Origin of the sequence: Cellulosilyticum sp. WCF-2 (genome assembly GCF_003990395.1) — a bacterium.
Taxonomy (GTDB): Bacteria; Bacillota; Clostridia; order Lachnospirales; family Cellulosilyticaceae; genus Cellulosilyticum; species Cellulosilyticum lentocellum.
The window spans coordinates 1,678,924-1,698,417 of the sequence record NZ_CP034675.1 but is presented as its reverse complement, the minus strand read 5'-3'; the positions used below and the strand labels follow the sequence as shown (position 1 = coordinate 1,698,417).

The following is a 19,494-nucleotide window of genomic DNA, read 5'->3' as shown; positions in this document are numbered from 1 at the left end:
TTACTCACCCTCTCCATTAAATGTTAATGTTCCATCAAATCGATATGCTCCGTCAAAAAATACTACCGCTGTGTTGCCATCACCTTTATACATATCTTTTTCAATAAAGCTTACTTCCGTAAAAGTAAATCCTATACTATACAAGCTGTTAGTGATTGGTGTTTTTGTAACATTAGATGTAACTTTCCCATAAATCTTTTCCCCTCTACAGTCTCGATAAAGTATTACTTCGCTGCTATCAAAGATATCCATAAAGGCATCATATTCATTAGCTTCTACAGTAAAGCTACACGTTACAATCCTATATTTAACTTCTCCAATTTCCGGTTTAGGAGCTGTACAACCAGCATAAATAGTAGTAACTATCTGTCTAATTTCTTGTACCCTTACACTAGGATCACCGACAAACTCTATAGATTGCGTTAAGTCGTCGCAATTAGCAAAGTTAAAGTTGCTTATGCTAATACTTGCATTTACCACATCACTCTCTATAATTCCGCCTGTTGTTCCTATGGCACGCACTTTATAGTAATGTGTTCCACTACCTAGAAATTCATCTTCATAAGTAAAATTATTATCTAGGTTGTAGGCTATTCTAATCCATTCACTTCTAGGAGATTTTCTCCATATCTCTGCTTTTTCAAATTCGTCACTGTAAGCAATATTAAAGTTAATAACAATACTATTTTTATTAGTAGCATAAATATTTACGATAGGCTTGTTAGGCACCACAAACGCTGTAGTGATTGTTTTACTATCCCACGCTGACCATAATCCAAACTGATTTTTAACACGTACTGCGATTGTATACGTGCCATTATTGGTAAGTGCATAAGTGGATGTGTAAGATGTAGCGCTACTTACCACCTCGTTAGTATTTAATACCTCTGTTCCCGCACTATTGCTAATTTTAAAATGATAGCTTGTATAGGCATCAGAACAAGTCCAGTTAAACGTGGGAGTAGCACTATTATAAATACTTATATCTTCTAGCTGTGGTGTATTAGGGGTAGCATATGCCAAAAATGTTACAGTCTTAGTTGCTGTCCTAACCTCTCCCCAACTACTTGTATAAGTAATTGTTAATGTCATGCTTTTTGTTCCACTTTTAAGAGTTTTAGCTGGAATTACTAAGCTATCGGCAGTTGTGCCACTGTAACTTAAATTGTCCAAGCTTAAACTATATGACTGTTGATTTGTAGTAACCCAAGATACTGTGATATTATTGTCTGCATTTTGGTTTACGTTATCAGGCTCCAAAGATATAATACTAGGCTCTACTCTAGTTAATGTAGCCGTTGTGGTAATCTCCTTACTATCTCCACTTACACCAATTAACTTAAATGTCCATCCACCATTTGTGGTTAATGTACCTTTAGGAATAGTTACACTAGTTTCTGTTGTACCAGTCCAATTTTTTACTACATTACCATTTAAAATAGCTTGTAATGTCCAACTATCACAGGTTCCTTGCCAACTAACCGTAATATCATCATCTAAATTAGTGCTACTTAAAACTAAATTGGATATATCTACTTCGTTATATTCTATTGTAATATAAGGCCTATAAGTTTCCGTAGGATGTCTTGCACCATAAAACCTTGCAAAATCAGTGTTGGTATAACCATAAAAAGCATATGTCAAACTTCTTAATGTATATTCGTTTTTTAGATTTAACTCGTATGCAGTATCATGCTGACAATACAAAGGGCCGAACCATGTTGTCCCATCACCATATATAGTTATTGGGTAATTATTAGCACCATCGTTACACCTATAGCCGAGCTTTTTTAGTGTGTATTTGCTTATATTGCTAGGTATATCAAACACAATATTTACATCGGGATAGCTATACCCTAGCTTAAAGTAATCTTGCTCGGGATAAAGCTCTGGTTGTAAGCTACTTGTAGCGTATATTTTTAATGTTTTACTTGCCAACTACTCCACCCCCATTCTCATATTCACTTGTGCGTTATTGCACATTTCTACTACATCCACAAATTCTTTCACGCTGTTGGCTGGAATAGTGACATAAAAAGTGTTGTGCGTTTCACCACCGCTAACTAATTTCTCACTCTGTTGATTATTAATAATCTTCTCCCCACCACCAAAGTACATAAGTTCTCTACCTTTTTCACCTACCCAGTGCCATCCTTGACTAGCATAGTTAGTACCAGTAGCGTAACCACCGACATTAGGTGTAGCCATCGTTGTATAGGTGCTACCAGAAGCAGCTTTTTGTAATTTACCTATTTTCTCATACTGTTGCTTCAATGCCTGGTATTGCTTTTCACTCATTTCCGCTTGCTTATTACTATAAGCTTCTTCTAACTCTAACATCTTAGTTTGAGCATCAGCTTTAAGTTGTAACTTCTTTTCTTCATTGACACGATCTAAATCAACTTCACGTTGTAGTCTCTCTTTGTATTTATCAAGCTTTTCATTGTAACGCTTCACATCTTGTAAATCACTCATGTCGTACTTTTCTTTAAGTTCTTTTTCATACTCAGCTAGACGAGCATCCATGTATGATTTATAGACATCATCTAAACCCTTAAGCTTGTTTTCTAGCTCCTCTTGAATAGCTTTTATAGCATTTGCAGTAGCTTCCGCAGTTTCAGTTGCTTTTTCTCCCGTTCCGTCTATGTTAGTTTGTACTTCTTGCATTTTATCAATGCTTACACCAGGAATAAGATTTAAAGCATCTATTACACCGTTGCAAGCCTTAACTCCTACATTCTGTACGTCCGTGAAGAAATCACTCGCCCCATCAGCAGCGTCTTTAAAACCTCCCAAAATCATATCCATGTTTAAGGTAAGTACACCTAAAGCCACTCTTAAGATGCTTGCTATAACTTTTATAACAGGCTCAAGTACTAACTTAATACCTTCTAGCACATTCTTAAAACCTTCAATAAAACTATTCATAGATTCGCTTATTCTTCCAAAAACACCGTTAACAGCTTCAAATATTACGTCTAAAATAGGACTTAACAACTCTACAACCGTATTAAAAACCGCGATAACTGGCTCTATCCACGCGGTCATAATGTTTATGATATTTCCGATTATCGCAGCTACCTTGTTATACAAATTAGAAAAAAGACCTAAAACCGCATCAACCCACATAAGCATACGACTTATAATAGGCTCTAGCATTTCAAAAGTGGCAATTTGAACAGACTCCCATTTACTTTGTATACCTTTAACAAGGCCGTCTACGTTATCAGCCATAGTCTTAGCCATACGATCTGTTGCACCTGCCGAATTGTCTATTGCATCAGCGAGCTTGTTAAAATCGGCTTCACCGGCATTAATTACAGCTAAAAAGCCGGACATACCAGTTTTGCCAGCTATAGATTCCGCATTCATTATTTTTTCAGATTCACTCATTTGGTCAAAAGCTTCTCGTAAGTCTAAAATTACATCCTTAAGCTCACGCATAGAACCATCAGAGTTAGTTGTTGCGATATCCATTTCTCCAAAAGCTTTAGAACTAACCTTACAACCTGTTGCTAGTTCGGTAAACATACGTCTAAGTGCTGTACCGGCCATAGAAGCTTTAACACCACTGTTAGCCATAAGACCTGTCGCTAAGGCTACATCTTCAATACTATAACCTGCAGCACCTGCGGCGGCAGCACAATATTTAAACGTTTCACCCATCATGTCAACATTCGTATTAGAGTTACTAGACGCTTGGGCCAATACGTCACAGAATCTTGCTGTTTCTTCCGCACTCATCCCAAAAGCAGTTAAAGCATCTGTTACAATATCTGATGTTCTACCTAAATCACCATTATTAACAATAGCTAGGTTAGCAAGTGGTTCTATACCCGCTAACATATCTCCAACTTTCCATCCGGCCATAGCCATATATTCCATAGCTTCTCCGGCTTGACTTGCTGTAAGAACTGTATTTTTACCTACTTCCTTAGCCTTGTCACTTAAGAGTTTCATTTCTGCAGTTGTAGATCCACTAATTGCTTCAACTTTAGACATTTGCTTTTCAAACGCTACTCCAACTTGTACAGATGCTTTTATAAAGTCTAGAAGTGCTTTAGTGGCTATAGCTATACCAGCAACAGCTAACGCAACATAAGCGGCTTGTAGACCGCCCACGGCACTAACCTGGTCTATAAGCGTGCTCTTAAGACTTCCTAAGTTTGCACCAAGAGATTTAGTTGGGTCTAAGGCTCCTAACAATGCATTTTTTAAATTACCTAGTCCAGTTTGACCGTTTGCGCCAACACTCGTTAGACTTTCTTTTATCTTATTAAGTTCACTAGCTACATTTGTTTTATCAATAGCCACCTTAATAGATAGCGTAGCTAAATTTAAATTAGCCATTGTTATTCACCCCCTCTAACTTCTTCTTAAGACTTCTTAAGCCTTGTAAATCACACTCTTTAGTTGTTAGCCTTATACCATCAGCTAGTGCTTTTTTGCCACCATGGCATTTTAAAATGTTATTTATATAGGCATTGCGACTAAGCAAAGCGAACTCATAGAAGTCTAATTTTTTGACATCTAAATAACTCATGTTGCAATAGTCAGCTACTTGCTTGTAAGTAGCTACAACATTATCCTCGTACGTAAAAAGACTAGATATATCGTACTTTTTCCCCTCGTCATCATCTTTAAAGTGAGCAAAGGGGATTGTTAGTTTGGGTTTGCTAAAACTCCTTGGCACCACATAAAGTAATCTTGTAAAATTTCACCTTGTGTAAAAATGTCGTAACCTTGTTCGGCTAACCATTCTTTAGTAAATTCATGTTTTTCTACATTGTTATTAAGCACCTTAAGTACTAAGTCCCCAATAGTAGCGAGGGCACTAGCTACATTTTCCGTACTCATTCCGGATACTTGTTCACCTATTTCAACAAATACCTCCTGGCTACATCTTTTTACATGTACAATTTCTTTTTCTTCTTCATCTAACGCGATTTCCCATGTTTTAACCTTATTTGATTTCTTAGCCAAGTTATAAGCCACTAAAAATTCCTCCTTTATACAAATAAAAAAGAGAGGTTTCCCTCTCTCTTAAGCGCTTAATTGTGGTAACTCTTCTTCGATTATTACTAATGTTCCTTCAGTATCCTGTGCAAAGGCTTTAATCTCTGCATCAATTACGGTAGCGTTTTCTTTTTCAAAAGGTAAGCTAAATCCAGCTGTATTCTTACCTTTGATTGTCACACGAATATAGCAACCATCATCTTTTTTGTGTCTAAAACGGATAACGTAATATTTGCCGTTAGCGTTATCACGTCCACCAATTTTAGTAACACGTTTGCCTTTAGCGTCTGCTGTAGCATTTGTTGTGGTTACTCTAGCTGTTTCACAAAGCATTGCAATTATGTCACCATTCCAAGATAAAATTCCAGTTCCAAAGGTTACATCTTCTTTCGTGATGAAGCTCTTTACCACTTGCCCCTTGGAATCCTCTACATCTTTATAAGTAACTCCATACTTAAGTGTTGCACCACTATCAATATGCGCTACATTATTCGCATCTACTTCTAACTCCGCGTCTTCCGGTATAGCATTTGCATAAAGCATCATAAATAAATCGCCACTACCTAGAGTGACTTCTGTTGTATCTGCTAATTTATCCATTTAATTTCCTCCTTGATAAAATAGTATAATTTGCTTTTAATTTAAACATTTTTAGATCACCATCATACCAACACCCACCACCGTTTTGACTCACTTCTAAAATACCATTAGTAAGCGGTGTATCACCTATGGTTATAAGTAGCTCATCTAATTGCTCTTTTATTTCGTAGCACCTTAGTAAGTCGGTGTTGATGACTGTTAACTCAAATTGACTTTGCTCTTTCACACCATCACTTGTAAGAGGTATAAAGGTGTAACCTATACCATCTGTTAAAAGGGGCATAGGCATTATTTTAGTATTTGTTACTGTAGCTTTTAAAAGAGTTTTTAGTGTAGCATCATTTCTAAGTATCGTTATCAGCTCAACAAGTACCACCTAATCACCCCTTTAAAATATTTATAATTTCCGGTATATGATTATAAATTGCATCACGCAAAAAAGGGACTCCGGGAAAACTTCCGTGCCCCTCATGGAACGGTACAGCATATTCGACGTCAGTACCTACTGTGGTTGTTAAATCACTTACATCATGACTTATACTGGCGCTCAGTATACCACTACGATTATGACCTGCCATATTTTCTTTAGCTTTATTCTCTCCGAATTGGCCTACACGTTCAATTTTGTGCTCTAACATCTTATCTATTTCATCACTAACACCACTATTAATAATTATCGTAATATCACTCACTCATTACCACCTCTTTCAATAGTAACTGTGTAAGCCTACTGTCAGTATTAAATGAGTGTACTTCATAAGTTATATCGTTATTAACAATACGATAAGTGCCACACTTTTCAAATCCTTTAAACGTAGTTATACCAGTAGGTGCATACTTGCGATACACAGCGTCGTTAGTAACGGTAGAATAAAGCTTGTTAGATGTAGCCACGCTAATATCTTGTATAGGTTCCCACGACTCTTTCCACTGCCCTAAAGCATCTTGTACTCTTACAAGTTGTTCGAGCGTAAACTTTATATATCTCATAATAGCTTCGCCCTCCCTTTACCAATACAAGGTAAGCCTAAAGCTGATAGTTGGTCGTTAATATAACTAGGATAACCTTTTACAAATGTCTCAGACATACCGTTAGCTTCATAGTGGCTAGTTCCCTCGTGATTAAGTCTGTTAATCTTAATAATTACAATGTCCTCAATCACATTATCCCATATATCACTATATTCTTTACCTGTAGACTCTAACTCTTTCTTGGTTTTATCAATAAGGAGCTGTATAAGCACCTCATCGGTATTACCTGTTAGCGTTTTAATATTTTCCAACACAGCTCCTCACCAACCTCTCTATTAAGCTGTAGCTTTTGTCATTTTAATAGATTTAGTTTCATCTACAAGTGCAATTACACCATAACGAGCATAAACTACAGTGTTTTTCTTAGCTTCTACATCACGAGCTTGTTCAATAGATGCATCTTTCTTAACAAAGAATTTAACCGCATCTTTAGATGTGATGTAAACTGTATCAGCAGGTACAAGTTTGGAGAATAGTACAGGAATACCAGCAATAGTACCAAATTGACCAGTATAAAGAATTTCACCTTGTTTAGCTGCTTTAAAGTCTGCATCCTTACGAATTTCTTTTCTTTGAGTGTTGTTCATGATAACAAACATACCCTCTTCTACTTCTTGATCAATCACAGCTAATGCATCTACAATATCATCATATTTAAAAGCTGATGCTTTTGGCCATGTTGTAGCATTTGTGATTTTAGCTAATTCCGCAAAATACTCAGTCTTAACTTGATTAGCCATGAGTGTAGAAGCACCTGTTGTAGCAACATCCAAGAAGTATGGGTCTTTCATAACATCTTCATCAAGATACTTGAAAGTTTGTTGATAACGAGATACTACATAATCTGTGCCAACATAAACCACTTTACCTAGTTGAGCATCTGCATTTTTTGCACCAGCTGCTAATTTTTCTACACCACCAGAGTAAGTGTACTTGTTAATAGTTTTCTTCATACCTGCTACTTCTGTTAAGCTATAATCGATAGTCATTAAAGACTTAGCTTCAAGCTTTGTGTTTACCAGGTCAGTCATCTTGTTCTCAATTACGCTATTAGCATAAAGAGTGTGTGTAGGGTCTGCAAAGTATTGTAAAGATAAAATAGTATTTCTTGCTTTAGTAATAAACTTTTTCATGTAATCGCCCTCCTTTTGAGCATAAAAATAAGCGCCCTCTTAAGCGCCATAATAAGTTTTGTATAGTTCCGGATTAGATAAATAAAGCTTGTTTTGCTCAAATAATGGAAGCTTTTTAAACTCCTCTTTAGATACAACACCATCTTTATTATCGCCACCTCCGGCAGGTGGTGTTTTGCCTTTAATTCTAGTTTCTACTTCTGCTTTTACAGCTTCTTTAAATGCTGTTTCAAAGCTATTAATGTTAGCTAAAGTTACCTCTGCATCAGCACCAAGTAGGAAATTTGCAAAAGAAGTAGACAAACCTCTTTCTTTAAGCACATTCTCACATTCTAGCTTATCCTCAGCCTGCTTAATTTTAGCTTCTCTTTCTTCAAGTGCTGCTAACTTCTTCTTAGCTTCTTCTTCTGCTCTTTGGGTGGCGTCTAAATTAGCCAATCTAGCAGCTTCTGCTTTTTCTGCTTCTAGCTTTGCGTTATAGTCTTTTTCCCACTTAGCTTTTTCCTTAGCTAGTCGCTTAGCGATAATGTCATTAACTTGATCTTGACTCAGTTGCTTGTCACCTTGTTTGTCGTCATCATTATTGTTATCATCTTCACCAGCAAAGAATTGTAAGTTAAACAATGTAGCCTTAGTTACAGTTTTAAAGTATCTATTTTTTAATTTCATAAATTACCTCCGTTTAACGTCCGTAACGACTAGTTTCCATACTCAGTTTTAAGCCTTAAGTATGTTTAGGGCATAATAAAAAGCACTAGCAAGCTACTCTCTGCCACCTCCTAGTAACAGCTCATTCACTCATATAATCGCTAGTGCTTAATTATCAAATCTGTTTTAATAAATCTTCCTTAATCAAGTTAACATCTTTAGTTTGATTTATAGCGTGGCATTGCCGAAAGCCATAAACTAAAAGACATTCATCATTTTCCCACACCTCTATTTCGGGTGATTCACATTCATTAAGTACCTCTAAGGCAGCACACAAGTTAACAGTTACTAAACGTGTCTCTTTTTCTTCATACACGCCAGTCATAACAACGTATATTTTCAAAGCACCCCACCTCGCTCCTACTCAATTAACTTTTGATTTTCCATAATCTTCTCTTGTAGTTCAATGGTTTTTATCATTTCAGAGTTGATTTGCTTTAACTTTTCCAACTCTTCCTCAAAATTAGTTGTCATCTTAATACTTATCCCACATAGAAAACTTGCCATTACACAACACGCTCCTTTAATTTAGCTTCTTTAGCATACTTCTCAGCTTCACGCTTAGCATTTTGCCACATTTTAAAGTTTTTCTCATGTATCTTACCTTTACCGACGGTAGTTCTAGTTTTCAACATTGCCAATCTAGCTATGTCTTGTAAACGTCTAAGCTTTTCATCTGTAACCATCAAAATATGTTCTTTATTGCATCTTGGACATACCACATAAGTAATTTCTAGCTCGCCTTGCTGTCTTACTTTTATATCCGCTTCAAACTCATTGGCACAAACATCACACCTAATCGTCAACTCTTTCACCCTCATTCATTTCAACAATTATGCAACAGCGACAGTGTGGATGTAGAGGTGGTGGGCTTCCACCTTTTAAGCTAAAAAGCTTACCCTCATACTCGCTATAACACTCGTCACAAGCATCAACTTCAAGTAGCACCCTGTAGTATTCATATCCTCGTTCTATTGCTTTGTTTATTGCTGCACTATTAAGCACACGCATAGTCTCGGTTCTTACTAACCGCCTACTATCACTTAAGCCTACTTCTAATCTGCTAGCCAAGTCACGACTTACACTTTTCCAGTCCTTACCTAGCACAGCACTATTAGTAATAACCCTTGTAAGCTGTTCTTTAAGTAAGTCTTGCCTTTTCCAAATACGGTCACTAAATGCAGCACCTTTAAAGTTGGCATTAGCTACTTCATATGCTGTTTGCGTATTCAGTAAACTAAAAGAACCACTTAAGACTTCACCGCCGAGATAACGAGCGGATTCCGTGAAAGTGGTTTCGTATAAAGATTGTAATTGTGTGTTTATAATGCTTATTTCTTGTTGCCCTAAACTTGTAAGTATCTTATTTATTTGTTCTTGCATTACGATATATCGACCATACTGGTAGAGCTGCCATTGACTAATTGAGCCATTCTGCAACATCTTAAACCATAAATCATTTACTAATGCTTGAAGTTCTTTACTAGCAAGCTTATATATTTTAAGTATTTCTTTGTCCATTTTCTTAGTACCAAGTTTGAATTGATTTTCAATCAATCTTTCTTCCCAGTAGTTAGTTCTCAAGATCATCACCTAACATTCTATATGTGTTCATGAGTTCACGTTCTTTTTCACGCTGAGCATCACGCTTCTTTAACTCTTCGATAGGATTTGTGATTCCTGGTATAAGGCTTATTAGGGTTTCATCACTAATCAAGTCTCTAAGCTTGCTAATTGGGTCAGCTATTGATTCCAAACCTTGTGGGATGTTGCGATTAAACGTAATCTCTATATCTCTATAATCATAGTTGGTATCAATTCCTTTAACATTAAGTAAATGTACTATTTTTTCAAGTCGTTGCTGTAGGCCTTTTTTAAACTTCTTTTCTTTCTTACTCACCAAGTCCTCTGTAGCAAGTAAGCTGTAGAACACATGTGAAGCAGTCGTATGTGATACAAAAGCACTAGGGTCTAGGTTCGGAACTTTAGAAAGCTTGTGGATTTCATCTACTGTACGTTTCTTGGTGTTCTCACATTGCACATCATCAGCATTTTTAGTAAGCCATTGCACAACAGCAGCTTGGCCACTATCTCCACTTGTGGCTTGAATAATACGATTGTTCTTCATGTCTTGAACACTATCAGTATCAATTTCACAGTTGGCGAACAATAAGTAGGCATCGCTAAAGTAATCTAACTCATTAAGAGTATCAGAACACATTAAGTCGTAAGCGTCTATTAGGCTAATAACCTTCTCAAAGTCGCCCTCTAAAAAGTTGTTGTTGATGTACTCATTGATTTGAATGTACCCAAATACATTCTCTACAGTATCTATAAGTGTTAAGTCACCTACACTTGAACCTCTATACTCACTACAACCAACATCATCATATACCCAAGCTGTTACGGTAGTAACGAGTGTTACTGGATCCTGTTCTTCACAATAGCGTATGAAATATTTTAGGTTGTTCTCAACAGTACCATCATAAACGGCTATACTCTCTAAAGTGTTTAAGCACTTAAATCTTGTATGACCATCTTCATCTACGTACATGAGTTCATAAGCGCGACCATAAATACTTTGACTTTCAGCGATAGATAGGTCGTTATCAGCAGAATCATTGTAGTTCATAATGTCAGCAATTTCAGTATTTAAAGTATCATCTTGCGCTGAATAAGACACTGGTTTACCTACCATGTATGCCGATAGTGTATCAGTGATATATGCAGCATAAGCATGAGCCAATTTATTATTAGGTTTACTAATATCCTCAAAAGTACGATTAACAATCGTGTCATTCTTAGCTTTATAGTAGCGTTCTAGCTTTTTCAAGCGCGGCAACTCTTGTGCCTTGAACAACTCAATATATTTTTTAATTAGATCTAATGTTAATTTTCCTCTACAAGTAAACATTCGTCACCTCCTTTATAATCCTAATACTGCTTTATTCATTGTTTTTACTTTACCTTTTCTTACTTTCTGAATACCATATCTCATAGCGTCCATTAAGTGATTATATTTATCAATCGGCTCATTAGTGTACTCACCAGTTTGCTTATTCTTCTTCCAAGCGTAGTTGTTAAACTCCATAATGTGATTTTCACAACTAGGGAGCACGTATATCTTGAATTGTTGGATGTACTGTATTCCTTGAAGCACTGAACCTTTACCTTTCCAGCTTCTTTTAATTCGACTTATACCATACTGGGTTCTAAGCTCATCTATACTTTGTTGGTCTTGACAATCGGCTGTAATAACCTCTTTTTGAAAACCATGATATATAATTTCAGCAGCCAGTTGATTATTCAACAATCCCTTTTTATATATCTCATCAAATATCCATATCTCACGCTGATCTTCATTTACTACAAAAGCACTAAATGCTGCAGGGTCATTAGTATATCCGAAGTCCATTCCAAAACAAGCTATTCCAGTTTTAAGCTTTTCTCGCCAATCAAAGTCTTTAATCTCATATGCAAATATAAGCTTATCAAGAGTAGCAAAGTCACCCTCCACATATATCTTGTAGTAGATAGGGTTACTATCTTTCATAGCCATAAGTGAATCTATATAGCTTTGTGGTAAGAATTTATTATCTTTAAAAGTAGTCTTAAGCACGAACATATTAGCAGGAGTAGTCTCCGGTGCATCCCTATGAAAGTACTTGTATACCCAATTATCTTTTGATACTGGATTAAAGCTAAAATACATTTGTAGGTTATCAGCCTTAGCACGTAGACGTAAATCTAATTGACTAATATCATCTAACGTACATTCAGTACACTCTTCTACCCATATATCTGTAATACCTGCGATAGATTTAATTTTCTCAGGGTCGTCTAAACCTTTGAAAATAAAAATAGAGCCATTCATCAGCTCTATAGTTAAATCAGTCTTATTCACTTTGCATTGATCATATATTTTAAAAAATTGTAGCGTGTCCTTAATCATTTGAAACGTAGAGTCTTTAGATGTATTACCAACTTTACGTATGATTAATATTTTACGCTTACTACTCAAACCCTTAAGCACCAACTTTTGACTTAAAAAATGTGATTTACCGGAGCCCGCACCACCATATTCGCACTCATACCTATGTGAGTAATCAAATAAGTAAGGTAAGTAAGCGTCATTAAAAATTTGTGGATCTAGTTTTAATTCCATGCGCCACTCACCACTCTTAGGTAGTCCGGATATTGTTGTTGTATATTTAATAAGCCATAATACAGCATTAGGATAACAGCATCTAACCTCTCATCACGGTCATTATCAACCACAGTAACATCCATTATTCCTTTTGTCTGGTCCTGCTCATTAATCATCCAATCAACCATATTTAGTGCTGCGCCAACTAAAGCACTCACACCAGCGCATGCAACGTCTTGCCCAGCAGGAGCCATATGTGCGTGGCCCTCCACTCTAAAACCATTATTTCGTATAGTTGCTGTTATCATAACGTATCACCTTCTTTCGTGTTCTAATACCTCTATCGTTAATTGTGAGCGTCGTATAGACGTTTTATAGCGTTCAATGTTCAGATGTTAGGGTAAATCATAAGGCTTTTGTACGAGCGTGATAGCTAGGGTTATTTTTGTGTAAAAATATTTTGAGCAATGATTCACCCGCCCCCGCCATATGTCAAGGGTGGTGTACCCCATCTACGTACGCACCATCTACGTTGCTACGCTACTTTGTTTAGTCACACTGTTACTTTCATTTCAAAATTACAATTTACAAATAAACGAATACTATGTTTAACATAAATAAAAGAGCATAGCCAATGACTATCAAAGGCTACACTCTTTCATGTTCTTTATGTTACTATTCGCTAAAGAAAGCTATCGCGAAGAGTTACGTAACTATTAGGACTCACTGTCCGCCAGTGTGATAACAATTTCGCTAGGGTTTTGCGTAACGTCCACTTTCGTGTCTAAGTATCCATTCAGCTTGACGATATCCTCAGCAGCTTTCAAAGCCGTACGACTATCCTCACACCTCATAAGCTTTAGCATAGTTCTCAATGCTTCTGATAATCCATCTTGATATAATCTCTCACACGCTTGCTTATAAGCTTTCATAAACTTTTCATCATCAAACCATTTGTATAATGTTGACCTTGGAATGTCTAATGTCTCACACGCTTTAGTCTTATGTCCTCCGTTTGTAAGTAACTCTACAATCATATCCTTTTGTCTCTGATCTAACTCTTCACAGTAAGCAAACGTACCGTCTGCATTACGTGGTCTATCTTGTCTGTATCCTCTCTTGTATTGTCTTGGCATTTGCTCACGCTCCTTTCTGCAAAATAAAAAGAGATACTCTGCGATTGAGTACCTCTATTGTTTAGTTAGATATTTATTAAATAGATCTTCACTAGCTCTTGCTAGATTCTTTATAATATAATACTAGCATATATGCATAGGACATGCTAGGACATCTTTTCTAGCTTTTCATAGATTCTCTTGTATATCCTAGATGTATGCCTGTATGTATATCCTAATATGCAGGATATCTCTTCTAACGGCTTACAATCAATGTAATGCAATCTTATTAGCTTCTGTTCTTGATAGTCTAGCTTGCTAATCATGTCTATTACTTCTAACTCCTCCTCGGCTACTTTCCCCCATAATTCAATATACTTATCTCTTAGGTCTTTTAACTTACATAATGCTTCTGTAAGCTTATCATTATCCCCATGGCATATAGGCATGTTATCAAAGTTAGTACTGCTTACGCTAGTCATGCGCTCTTTTATTTCTGCTATTCTATATTCTAATTCTCTTGCTTGGTCTAGTAAGTTTGCATATCTTTGCAATTTCTGTTTAATAGTCAAATATAAGTCACCTCACAATTTTTATAAAAAGCGTGCATGAAATGCACATATTATTTTATTATTTATTCTTTACATTCTTGTTTGTGTCAACTTTCTGTTCAACTTGATGCAGTTTTGCTGTTACTTTGTTGTTGTAATTGCTGTTACTTTTGCTGTCATTCTGCTGTTATGTAGTAGCCTATAACTACTTGATAGTCATAGTGTAAAGGCTGTTACTTTTCGTACAGTTTTGCTGTTACTTTTGCTGTTATAAAACTAGCAGTTTTGTTGTTAAAAAACCTGTTCTATTTTTGAGCCATTTTTACAGCATTTTAGTAGCTATTTAAATGAATAATTATAAGTAAATATAAATAAATATTCTAAGCGATTTTGATTCCAAACAGTCCGAAAATTAACTCATTGTCACGAGGTTTCAAGTAGCTTTTAGTCATGTCGATACTCTTATGATGAGCTAACATTTGTGCCTCTTCCATAGTGAATGGTCTGCCTATTTCTTTACATAGGTAATGTGTTCCATCCGTAGTGTTTTGTAAAAAGGTATGCCTAAAGCTATGCGGTGTAAAGTATGGTGTGCTAGGATCTAGTTTCTTAAGTATTTTGCACATATCATTTACCCATCCTCGCAAGGTGCTAGTGGTTTTAGCTGGACCATACCTACTTTGCCAAAATGCTTCGCCTGGCTTCTTAACACCAAGGTGTAACTTTAGGCTTTCTTTGGCATGTTTATGTAGTAGTATGTATTCACTACTTCCGCCTTTACATATAACCTTTAAAAATCCTTTATGTGCTGTTTCTGTATCTCTAACTTGTAATACTTCATTGACACGTGCCCCTGTATCGTATAGGATATCTAATAGGCATAGATGCTGGTACATCTTATGCTCTAACAGATGTGACCTTAATAGGTCAATTTGTGTTTGGCTTAGGAAAGCATTCTCTTTGACGGGTTTCTTTTCTAAGCCTTTTATACGTGCTGCCGGATTTCTAAAGTACTCTTCATACTCGTCATCATCATCCTCAGCATAGCTCATCATGGTCCTTATTGCTGATAGCAGACGATTGATTCTAGCATTACTTGCGTTACGTTCTTCCACCATGAAAAATTTGAATTCATTAAAGTGCTTTTTCTTAAAATCCAAAACGCTCATATTGTCGTTAGATAATAAGTTCCAACAAAGGAAAAATCGTAGATCATAGCCATACTCCCTTATTGTTCGCTCTCCCTTTCTATCTGCCTTACAATTCCTTAAATACTGCTGCATTAAACGTTTGTTAATATCTAGTACGTTCTCCCACCGCTCTTTGGTGTATAATACTCTGCTCATTTTATTGCTCCTAACTAGTTATAGTTAACGTCCCCAAGATGTTTACCACTAGTCTAAAAGTCGAATTTGTTTGATGATTATAAATATTATATACTACTCTCCAATCAACATGTAGTAAACTACTTATAGAGAGGAGGTGAAATTATGCAAAGAACTACAAAACTTATAAATCTAGTTGATTCTTTAGACTATACTTTTAGCTACTTAGAAGTGACAAGTTGTCCTATATGCAAGGCTCATATTTCTCCACGTAATCTATCTTCAACACTCTTCAGAAAAGATAATGGCGAATATCATACATCTGTATTGAATTACTGTACAGCATGTAGTTCTACTTTTTTATCAGATTATATTGTGAAGCGTGATGCAAATGACACTAGAATGGATGGCTATAAGAGATTTTCTTCATGTATACCGCCAATTTGTGAACCAAATCGCTTTAAAGAAAAATCATTTGATGAGCATATTGGCAACTTATCTCCATCATTCGTAAAAATATACAATCAAGCTTTAGCTGCTGAATGTGCATCATTAGATGAAATTGCTGGACTAGGATATAGAAAGTCATTAGAATTTCTAATAAAAGATTTTGCAATTTCTGAACATCCTGATGATGAAGCAAAAATAAAATCCATGTTGCTTAGTCCTTGTATCAAAACTTATATTGATGATCCACGAATCAAAACATTAGCGGAAAAGTCTGCTTGGATTGGTAATGATGAAGCTCACTATGTAAGAAAACAGGAAGATAGAGACGTTTCTGATATGAAAAGCTTCATCACGGCCACTGTATACTTCATTTCAATGATACTTATTACAAAAGATGCAGAAACTATTTCTCCTAAATAATCTCATCATGCGAGAAACAACATACCCTATCTGTAATGTGTTGATCATTATAGAAAAAAGCAAATGGTTCTCCTGATACTGAGCTATAACCCACAACAACTCCCTTACCTTTAGTTTTGTGGGTTATTGTTTTTCCTAATAAATCTAATTCTATACAACTTGTCTCAACTATCCTTACGATATTCGTATTTAAGTGTTCCATCTAAATCCCTCCAAAAATCAGATTTTATTCACCTATTTCTATCTCAACCTTGCCTGTTCCATTCATTCTTACCGTAGCTGTTGAAGTTGGGTTATCATCTGCTACTGGCCCTATTGATTTATTCATAATGTCAGCTAATTCAACGATTGCTTTTACGTTGTCATAATCAGCTTGTGTTAATAAATTACTCCCACATTTAGGACATGGCTTGTTTAACCAATTAGAATAATCCTTAAGTTCCACTGACTGATCCATATAATCACATGTTGGGTTATCACACTTTATTCCACCTATTGCAAACTGTATTGCATCTTTCATACTTATTCCTCCTCGGTGTTTAAATCATAATAAATTCCCATACAGCCAAGTTCATCCAGCATTTCCTCTCTCATAACAGCTACTGCCTGTGTAGCATGTTCTCCTCTAGCTCCACAATATGGACAACCTATGTGTTTACAACTACCAGATAAATCTGCCCCTACAATAAATTCAAGTCCACATTCTGTGCATTCATATTTAACTAACCCATCCTGATAATAGTTTTCTCTGATTAATTTACTCAACTTTATCCCTCCAAACTTATATTTTATTAACTAAACATTCTAATGCTTCACATTCAGTTTTAAATAATGGTTGCTCACATTCTAAATTGAATGTTATACTTACTCGCTTTTTCTTATATTTATATGGTTTATTCGCTACGAAGCAATATATAAGTATACATCCACCTGTGATATGAAACTCTCTTACATTTACTTCTACCACTTCTTGTATTTCATTATCAGCATAGTAAAGTGTTTCTCCTAGCTCTATAGGTAGGACTAAGTCTCTTCTATCTATCTTCATTTTCTCTCACTCCAAACTCTGATTTTAATTAGTTAATACATTATCTAGTGTTTCAACATAAAGTTGGTCTTCCTCATATCCATGCAACACCCCTATAATCTCATAGAAAGATGTTCCATATGCTACATATTCACTAATCATAGGTAATCTTGAAAATCTTTCATTCTCAATTATTGCTATAGTTTTTTTTGTTTTTTCATCTACAATTCTTATTTTCTTATTCATTTAAACGCACCCTTTCAAATTCTTATTTTGATGTACTTTCCTATAAACTTGATTACTTTTACAAAAAACTACATTTATTAAATATAATTTTTGTAATATTATAAATATAATAATTATTATTAAATGGAGGTGTAGCAATGAATCTAGATATTTTTAGAAAATATGAATTTCTTTTTCTGTATGCTGTATTTATAGCTGCCCTATATGTTACTTGTAAAATACTATATATTTAATCCATTACTCTCCACCATGCCCTATATCTAGGGGCTTATTTTATTTAAAAGCATCTCACCTTTTAACGCATAAACTTTATATTTAGGTATATATTAATAATGTAACGATTATACTTATGCCAACAGACATTTATTCAATCTCTAACTAAGTTTCCAGGCCCCTTATTGGGGCCATTAGTATTTAAAAATTCATTTTGTTAATATAGCTTTAACTGCTCTGGATAAGGCTTGTAGTTTATTCCCATGTAGTCCATTACTTCGCCCAATCCTAACTTATTAATACAATAGTCATAAATCTTCGGATGATTCTTAGCCATTCTTGTAAATCTGTTATCCCATGGTGGCTCAAATTGAATACCGTATAAGCAAAACATGCATCCAGTCCTATCCTCTCCACTTGTAAAACATTTGCCCCATTAGGGCACTCTATATCTCCATATTCTTCTGCATAATCTATATTGTTTGTCTTAACATATGTTAGTATGTCCTGGTCTGTCCAAAATGCCATAGGAACACATTTAGGATGTTCTAAGCTATGCATCTTGCAACCATGCTTTACATATAGATCACGTCTATTTCTGCTTTCTCCTACCATTTCTGCTGTTATGGGCTTTAAACCTGTCTCTTTATCAAACTTATGAAAAGGTTTCTTCTTGATCACGTCACAACATTTATTACTTACTTCAAAAGGAGCATCTAAAAGTATTTTCCACCTTTCACTAAGCTTGCCTGCTGTTCCTTTTTCATCTCCATGAAGTAACTTATTTCTGTATTTGTCAGTTAAATTGTTATGCCTTAGTTTGTATACTGCTAAAGACTGTGCCTTGCTTACTACTGGATAACCATACTTTTCTAGTACTTGCTTAAAAGACATATCAGGCTTTAAAGTTATTGTTGCATACTTTAATCCCATCATTCTTACACTTGGGTACTCTAATCCTGTATCCACAAATACTATAGGCATAGGGCTCATTTCTGATTTATTTTTATGGTATATATCAACTAGAACCCTTGAACCTAAACCACCACTATAACTTATGTACGCTCCATCATGTGACCAGCTAGCCATTGTTTCAACTGTATGTTGTATCTTCCAGGCTAAAGGCATCTTTAACCTTTGCTCTAAGATCTTATTGTTATCCATGCCCTCACTTCCTACCTAAACAAAAGTCAATTTTAAAACTCCTCGAAATAACTATCTAATGTATCTTTGTTAATCTTTATATAACCGTACTTATCTTTTTCTAACTGTCTCAGAAAAACTTCATCCCATGTTTCAATATAATCTTCAATAAACCATTCGCTACCTTTATCTACACTAAAGCTTTCATTCTCAATTTCAAATCCATCATCATCTACTAATTGAACTTGAAACCCTTCTGTACATCTATAATTCATACTCTCACCTTCTTAAAAGATTAATTTGTACTTCAATTTTCCTTTATCTTCCGCTTGTCTCCTAATTAACTTCCATATATACTTGTCTAGGGA

29 protein-coding genes are annotated in these 19,494 nt (G+C 35.5%); 1 reads left to right on the top strand and 28 read right to left on the bottom strand.

Going from position 1 to position 19,494, the window contains the following annotated elements; genetic code table 11:
• From EKH84_RS07405 to EKH84_RS07310, 21 genes are all read right to left on the bottom strand, one after another.
• Positions 1 to 1,938, bottom strand: a complete 1,938-nt coding sequence (locus EKH84_RS07405) for a hypothetical protein (RefSeq protein WP_127065811.1) — start codon at positions 1,936 to 1,938, stop codon at positions 1 to 3.
• A complete protein-coding gene (locus EKH84_RS07400) occupies positions 1,939 to 4,350 on the bottom strand; it encodes a phage tail tape measure protein (RefSeq protein ID WP_127065810.1) in 2,412 nt (803 codons plus the stop codon).
• Entirely contained in the window at positions 4,343 to 4,693 is a 351-nt protein-coding gene (locus EKH84_RS07395) for a hypothetical protein (RefSeq protein ID WP_127065809.1), read from the bottom strand. The genes EKH84_RS07400 and EKH84_RS07395 overlap by 8 nt, the downstream gene beginning before the upstream one ends.
• Positions 4,663 to 4,995 (bottom strand): hypothetical protein, encoded by a 333-nt coding sequence (locus EKH84_RS07390; RefSeq protein ID WP_127065808.1) that lies wholly within the window; start codon positions 4,993 to 4,995, stop codon positions 4,663 to 4,665. Before EKH84_RS07390 ends, EKH84_RS07395 begins: the two co-directional genes overlap by 31 nt.
• 48 nt (positions 4,996 to 5,043) lie before the next feature.
• Entirely contained in the window at positions 5,044 to 5,616 is a 573-nt protein-coding gene (locus EKH84_RS07385) for a hypothetical protein (protein ID WP_127065807.1), read from the bottom strand.
• On the bottom strand, positions 5,609 to 5,992 hold the full coding sequence (locus EKH84_RS07380) for a hypothetical protein (RefSeq protein ID WP_127065806.1): 384 nt from the start codon (positions 5,990 to 5,992) through the stop codon (positions 5,609 to 5,611). The genes EKH84_RS07385 and EKH84_RS07380 overlap by 8 nt, the downstream gene beginning before the upstream one ends.
• Before the next feature lie 4 nt (positions 5,993 to 5,996).
• The gene (locus EKH84_RS07375; protein WP_127065805.1) at positions 5,997 to 6,308 is read right to left on the bottom strand and encodes a hypothetical protein; all 312 of its coding nucleotides are present in this window, start codon (positions 6,306 to 6,308) and stop codon (positions 5,997 to 5,999) included.
• Positions 6,301 to 6,606 carry a hypothetical protein gene (locus tag EKH84_RS07370; RefSeq protein ID WP_127065804.1) on the bottom strand — a complete coding sequence of 102 codons (306 nt, stop codon included), beginning with the start codon at positions 6,604 to 6,606 and terminating at the stop codon, positions 6,301 to 6,303. Before EKH84_RS07370 ends, EKH84_RS07375 begins: the two co-directional genes overlap by 8 nt.
• Positions 6,603 to 6,899 (bottom strand): hypothetical protein, encoded by a 297-nt coding sequence (locus tag EKH84_RS07365; protein ID WP_127065803.1) that lies wholly within the window; start codon positions 6,897 to 6,899, stop codon positions 6,603 to 6,605. Before EKH84_RS07365 ends, EKH84_RS07370 begins: the two co-directional genes overlap by 4 nt.
• A 24-nt stretch (positions 6,900 to 6,923) precedes the next feature.
• Complete coding sequence (locus EKH84_RS07360) at positions 6,924 to 7,781, bottom strand: phage major capsid protein (protein ID WP_127065802.1); 858 nt, start codon at positions 7,779 to 7,781, stop codon at positions 6,924 to 6,926.
• Between the two features lie 39 nt (positions 7,782 to 7,820).
• Positions 7,821 to 8,450, bottom strand: coding sequence for a DUF4355 domain-containing protein (locus EKH84_RS07355; RefSeq protein ID WP_127065801.1), 630 nt, complete (start codon positions 8,448 to 8,450; stop codon positions 7,821 to 7,823).
• Positions 8,451 to 8,604: 154 nt separating this feature from the next.
• On the bottom strand, positions 8,605 to 8,832 hold the full coding sequence (locus EKH84_RS07350; RefSeq protein ID WP_127065800.1) for a hypothetical protein: 228 nt from the start codon (positions 8,830 to 8,832) through the stop codon (positions 8,605 to 8,607).
• A gap of 17 nt (positions 8,833 to 8,849) precedes the next feature.
• A complete protein-coding gene (locus tag EKH84_RS21940) occupies positions 8,850 to 8,996 on the bottom strand; it encodes a hypothetical protein (protein WP_190283527.1) in 147 nt (48 codons plus the stop codon).
• Positions 8,996 to 9,295 (bottom strand): hypothetical protein, encoded by a 300-nt coding sequence (locus EKH84_RS07345; protein WP_127065799.1) that lies wholly within the window; start codon positions 9,293 to 9,295, stop codon positions 8,996 to 8,998. Before EKH84_RS07345 ends, EKH84_RS21940 begins: the two co-directional genes overlap by 1 nt.
• Complete coding sequence (locus EKH84_RS07340) at positions 9,285 to 10,073, bottom strand: hypothetical protein (protein ID WP_190283526.1); 789 nt, start codon at positions 10,071 to 10,073, stop codon at positions 9,285 to 9,287. Before EKH84_RS07340 ends, EKH84_RS07345 begins: the two co-directional genes overlap by 11 nt.
• On the bottom strand, positions 10,063 to 11,403 hold the full coding sequence (locus EKH84_RS07335; protein WP_127065797.1) for a phage portal protein: 1,341 nt from the start codon (positions 11,401 to 11,403) through the stop codon (positions 10,063 to 10,065). Before EKH84_RS07335 ends, EKH84_RS07340 begins: the two co-directional genes overlap by 11 nt.
• A 12-nt stretch (positions 11,404 to 11,415) precedes the next feature.
• Positions 11,416 to 12,654: a PBSX family phage terminase large subunit gene (locus EKH84_RS07330; protein ID WP_127065796.1), complete on the bottom strand. Its 1,239-nt coding sequence runs from the start codon at positions 12,652 to 12,654 to the stop codon at positions 11,416 to 11,418.
• Positions 12,645 to 12,944, bottom strand: a complete 300-nt coding sequence (locus EKH84_RS07325; RefSeq protein WP_127065795.1) for a ribosomal-processing cysteine protease Prp — start codon at positions 12,942 to 12,944, stop codon at positions 12,645 to 12,647. Before EKH84_RS07325 ends, EKH84_RS07330 begins: the two co-directional genes overlap by 10 nt.
• A gap of 408 nt (positions 12,945 to 13,352) precedes the next feature.
• A complete protein-coding gene (locus EKH84_RS07320; protein WP_127065794.1) occupies positions 13,353 to 13,772 on the bottom strand; it encodes a phBC6A51 family helix-turn-helix protein in 420 nt (139 codons plus the stop codon).
• Positions 13,773 to 13,918: 146 nt separating this feature from the next.
• The gene (locus EKH84_RS07315) at positions 13,919 to 14,323 is read right to left on the bottom strand and encodes a hypothetical protein (protein ID WP_127065793.1); all 405 of its coding nucleotides are present in this window, start codon (positions 14,321 to 14,323) and stop codon (positions 13,919 to 13,921) included.
• A 359-nt stretch (positions 14,324 to 14,682) separates the two neighbouring features.
• Positions 14,683 to 15,648 carry a tyrosine-type recombinase/integrase gene (locus tag EKH84_RS07310; RefSeq protein ID WP_127065792.1) on the bottom strand — a complete coding sequence of 322 codons (966 nt, stop codon included), beginning with the start codon at positions 15,646 to 15,648 and terminating at the stop codon, positions 14,683 to 14,685.
• Between the two features lie 144 nt (positions 15,649 to 15,792).
• On the opposite strand from EKH84_RS07310, the gene EKH84_RS07305 reads away from it, so the two are divergent.
• Positions 15,793 to 16,497 carry a DUF4145 domain-containing protein gene (locus EKH84_RS07305; protein WP_127065791.1) on the top strand — a complete coding sequence of 235 codons (705 nt, stop codon included), beginning with the start codon at positions 15,793 to 15,795 and terminating at the stop codon, positions 16,495 to 16,497.
• On the opposite strand, the gene EKH84_RS07300 is transcribed toward EKH84_RS07305, so the two are convergent.
• The 7 genes from EKH84_RS07300 to EKH84_RS07270 all read right to left on the bottom strand — a co-directional run bounded on the left by EKH84_RS07300 (position 16,490) and on the right by EKH84_RS07270 (position 19,401).
• Positions 16,490 to 16,699, bottom strand: a complete 210-nt coding sequence (locus EKH84_RS07300) for a hypothetical protein (RefSeq protein WP_127065790.1) — start codon at positions 16,697 to 16,699, stop codon at positions 16,490 to 16,492. The two genes, EKH84_RS07305 and EKH84_RS07300, sit on opposite strands and share 8 nt — an antisense overlap.
• Positions 16,700 to 16,723: 24 nt before the next feature.
• A complete protein-coding gene (locus EKH84_RS07295) occupies positions 16,724 to 17,017 on the bottom strand; it encodes a hypothetical protein (RefSeq protein ID WP_127064948.1) in 294 nt (97 codons plus the stop codon).
• A gap of 2 nt (positions 17,018 to 17,019) precedes the next feature.
• Entirely contained in the window at positions 17,020 to 17,262 is a 243-nt protein-coding gene (locus EKH84_RS07290) for a hypothetical protein (protein ID WP_127064949.1), read from the bottom strand.
• 16 nt (positions 17,263 to 17,278) lie between these two features.
• On the bottom strand, positions 17,279 to 17,545 hold the full coding sequence (locus tag EKH84_RS07285) for a hypothetical protein (protein ID WP_127064950.1): 267 nt from the start codon (positions 17,543 to 17,545) through the stop codon (positions 17,279 to 17,281).
• Positions 17,546 to 17,569: 24 nt separating this feature from the next.
• The gene (locus tag EKH84_RS07280; RefSeq protein WP_127064951.1) at positions 17,570 to 17,770 is read right to left on the bottom strand and encodes a hypothetical protein; all 201 of its coding nucleotides are present in this window, start codon (positions 17,768 to 17,770) and stop codon (positions 17,570 to 17,572) included.
• Positions 17,771 to 18,271: 501 nt separating this feature from the next.
• Positions 18,272 to 19,147, bottom strand: a complete 876-nt coding sequence (locus EKH84_RS07275; RefSeq protein WP_127065789.1) for an aminotransferase V — start codon at positions 19,145 to 19,147, stop codon at positions 18,272 to 18,274.
• A gap of 32 nt (positions 19,148 to 19,179) precedes the next feature.
• Positions 19,180 to 19,401: a hypothetical protein gene (locus tag EKH84_RS07270; protein ID WP_127064953.1), complete on the bottom strand. Its 222-nt coding sequence runs from the start codon at positions 19,399 to 19,401 to the stop codon at positions 19,180 to 19,182.
• Between the last annotated feature and the right edge of the window lie 93 nt (positions 19,402 to 19,494).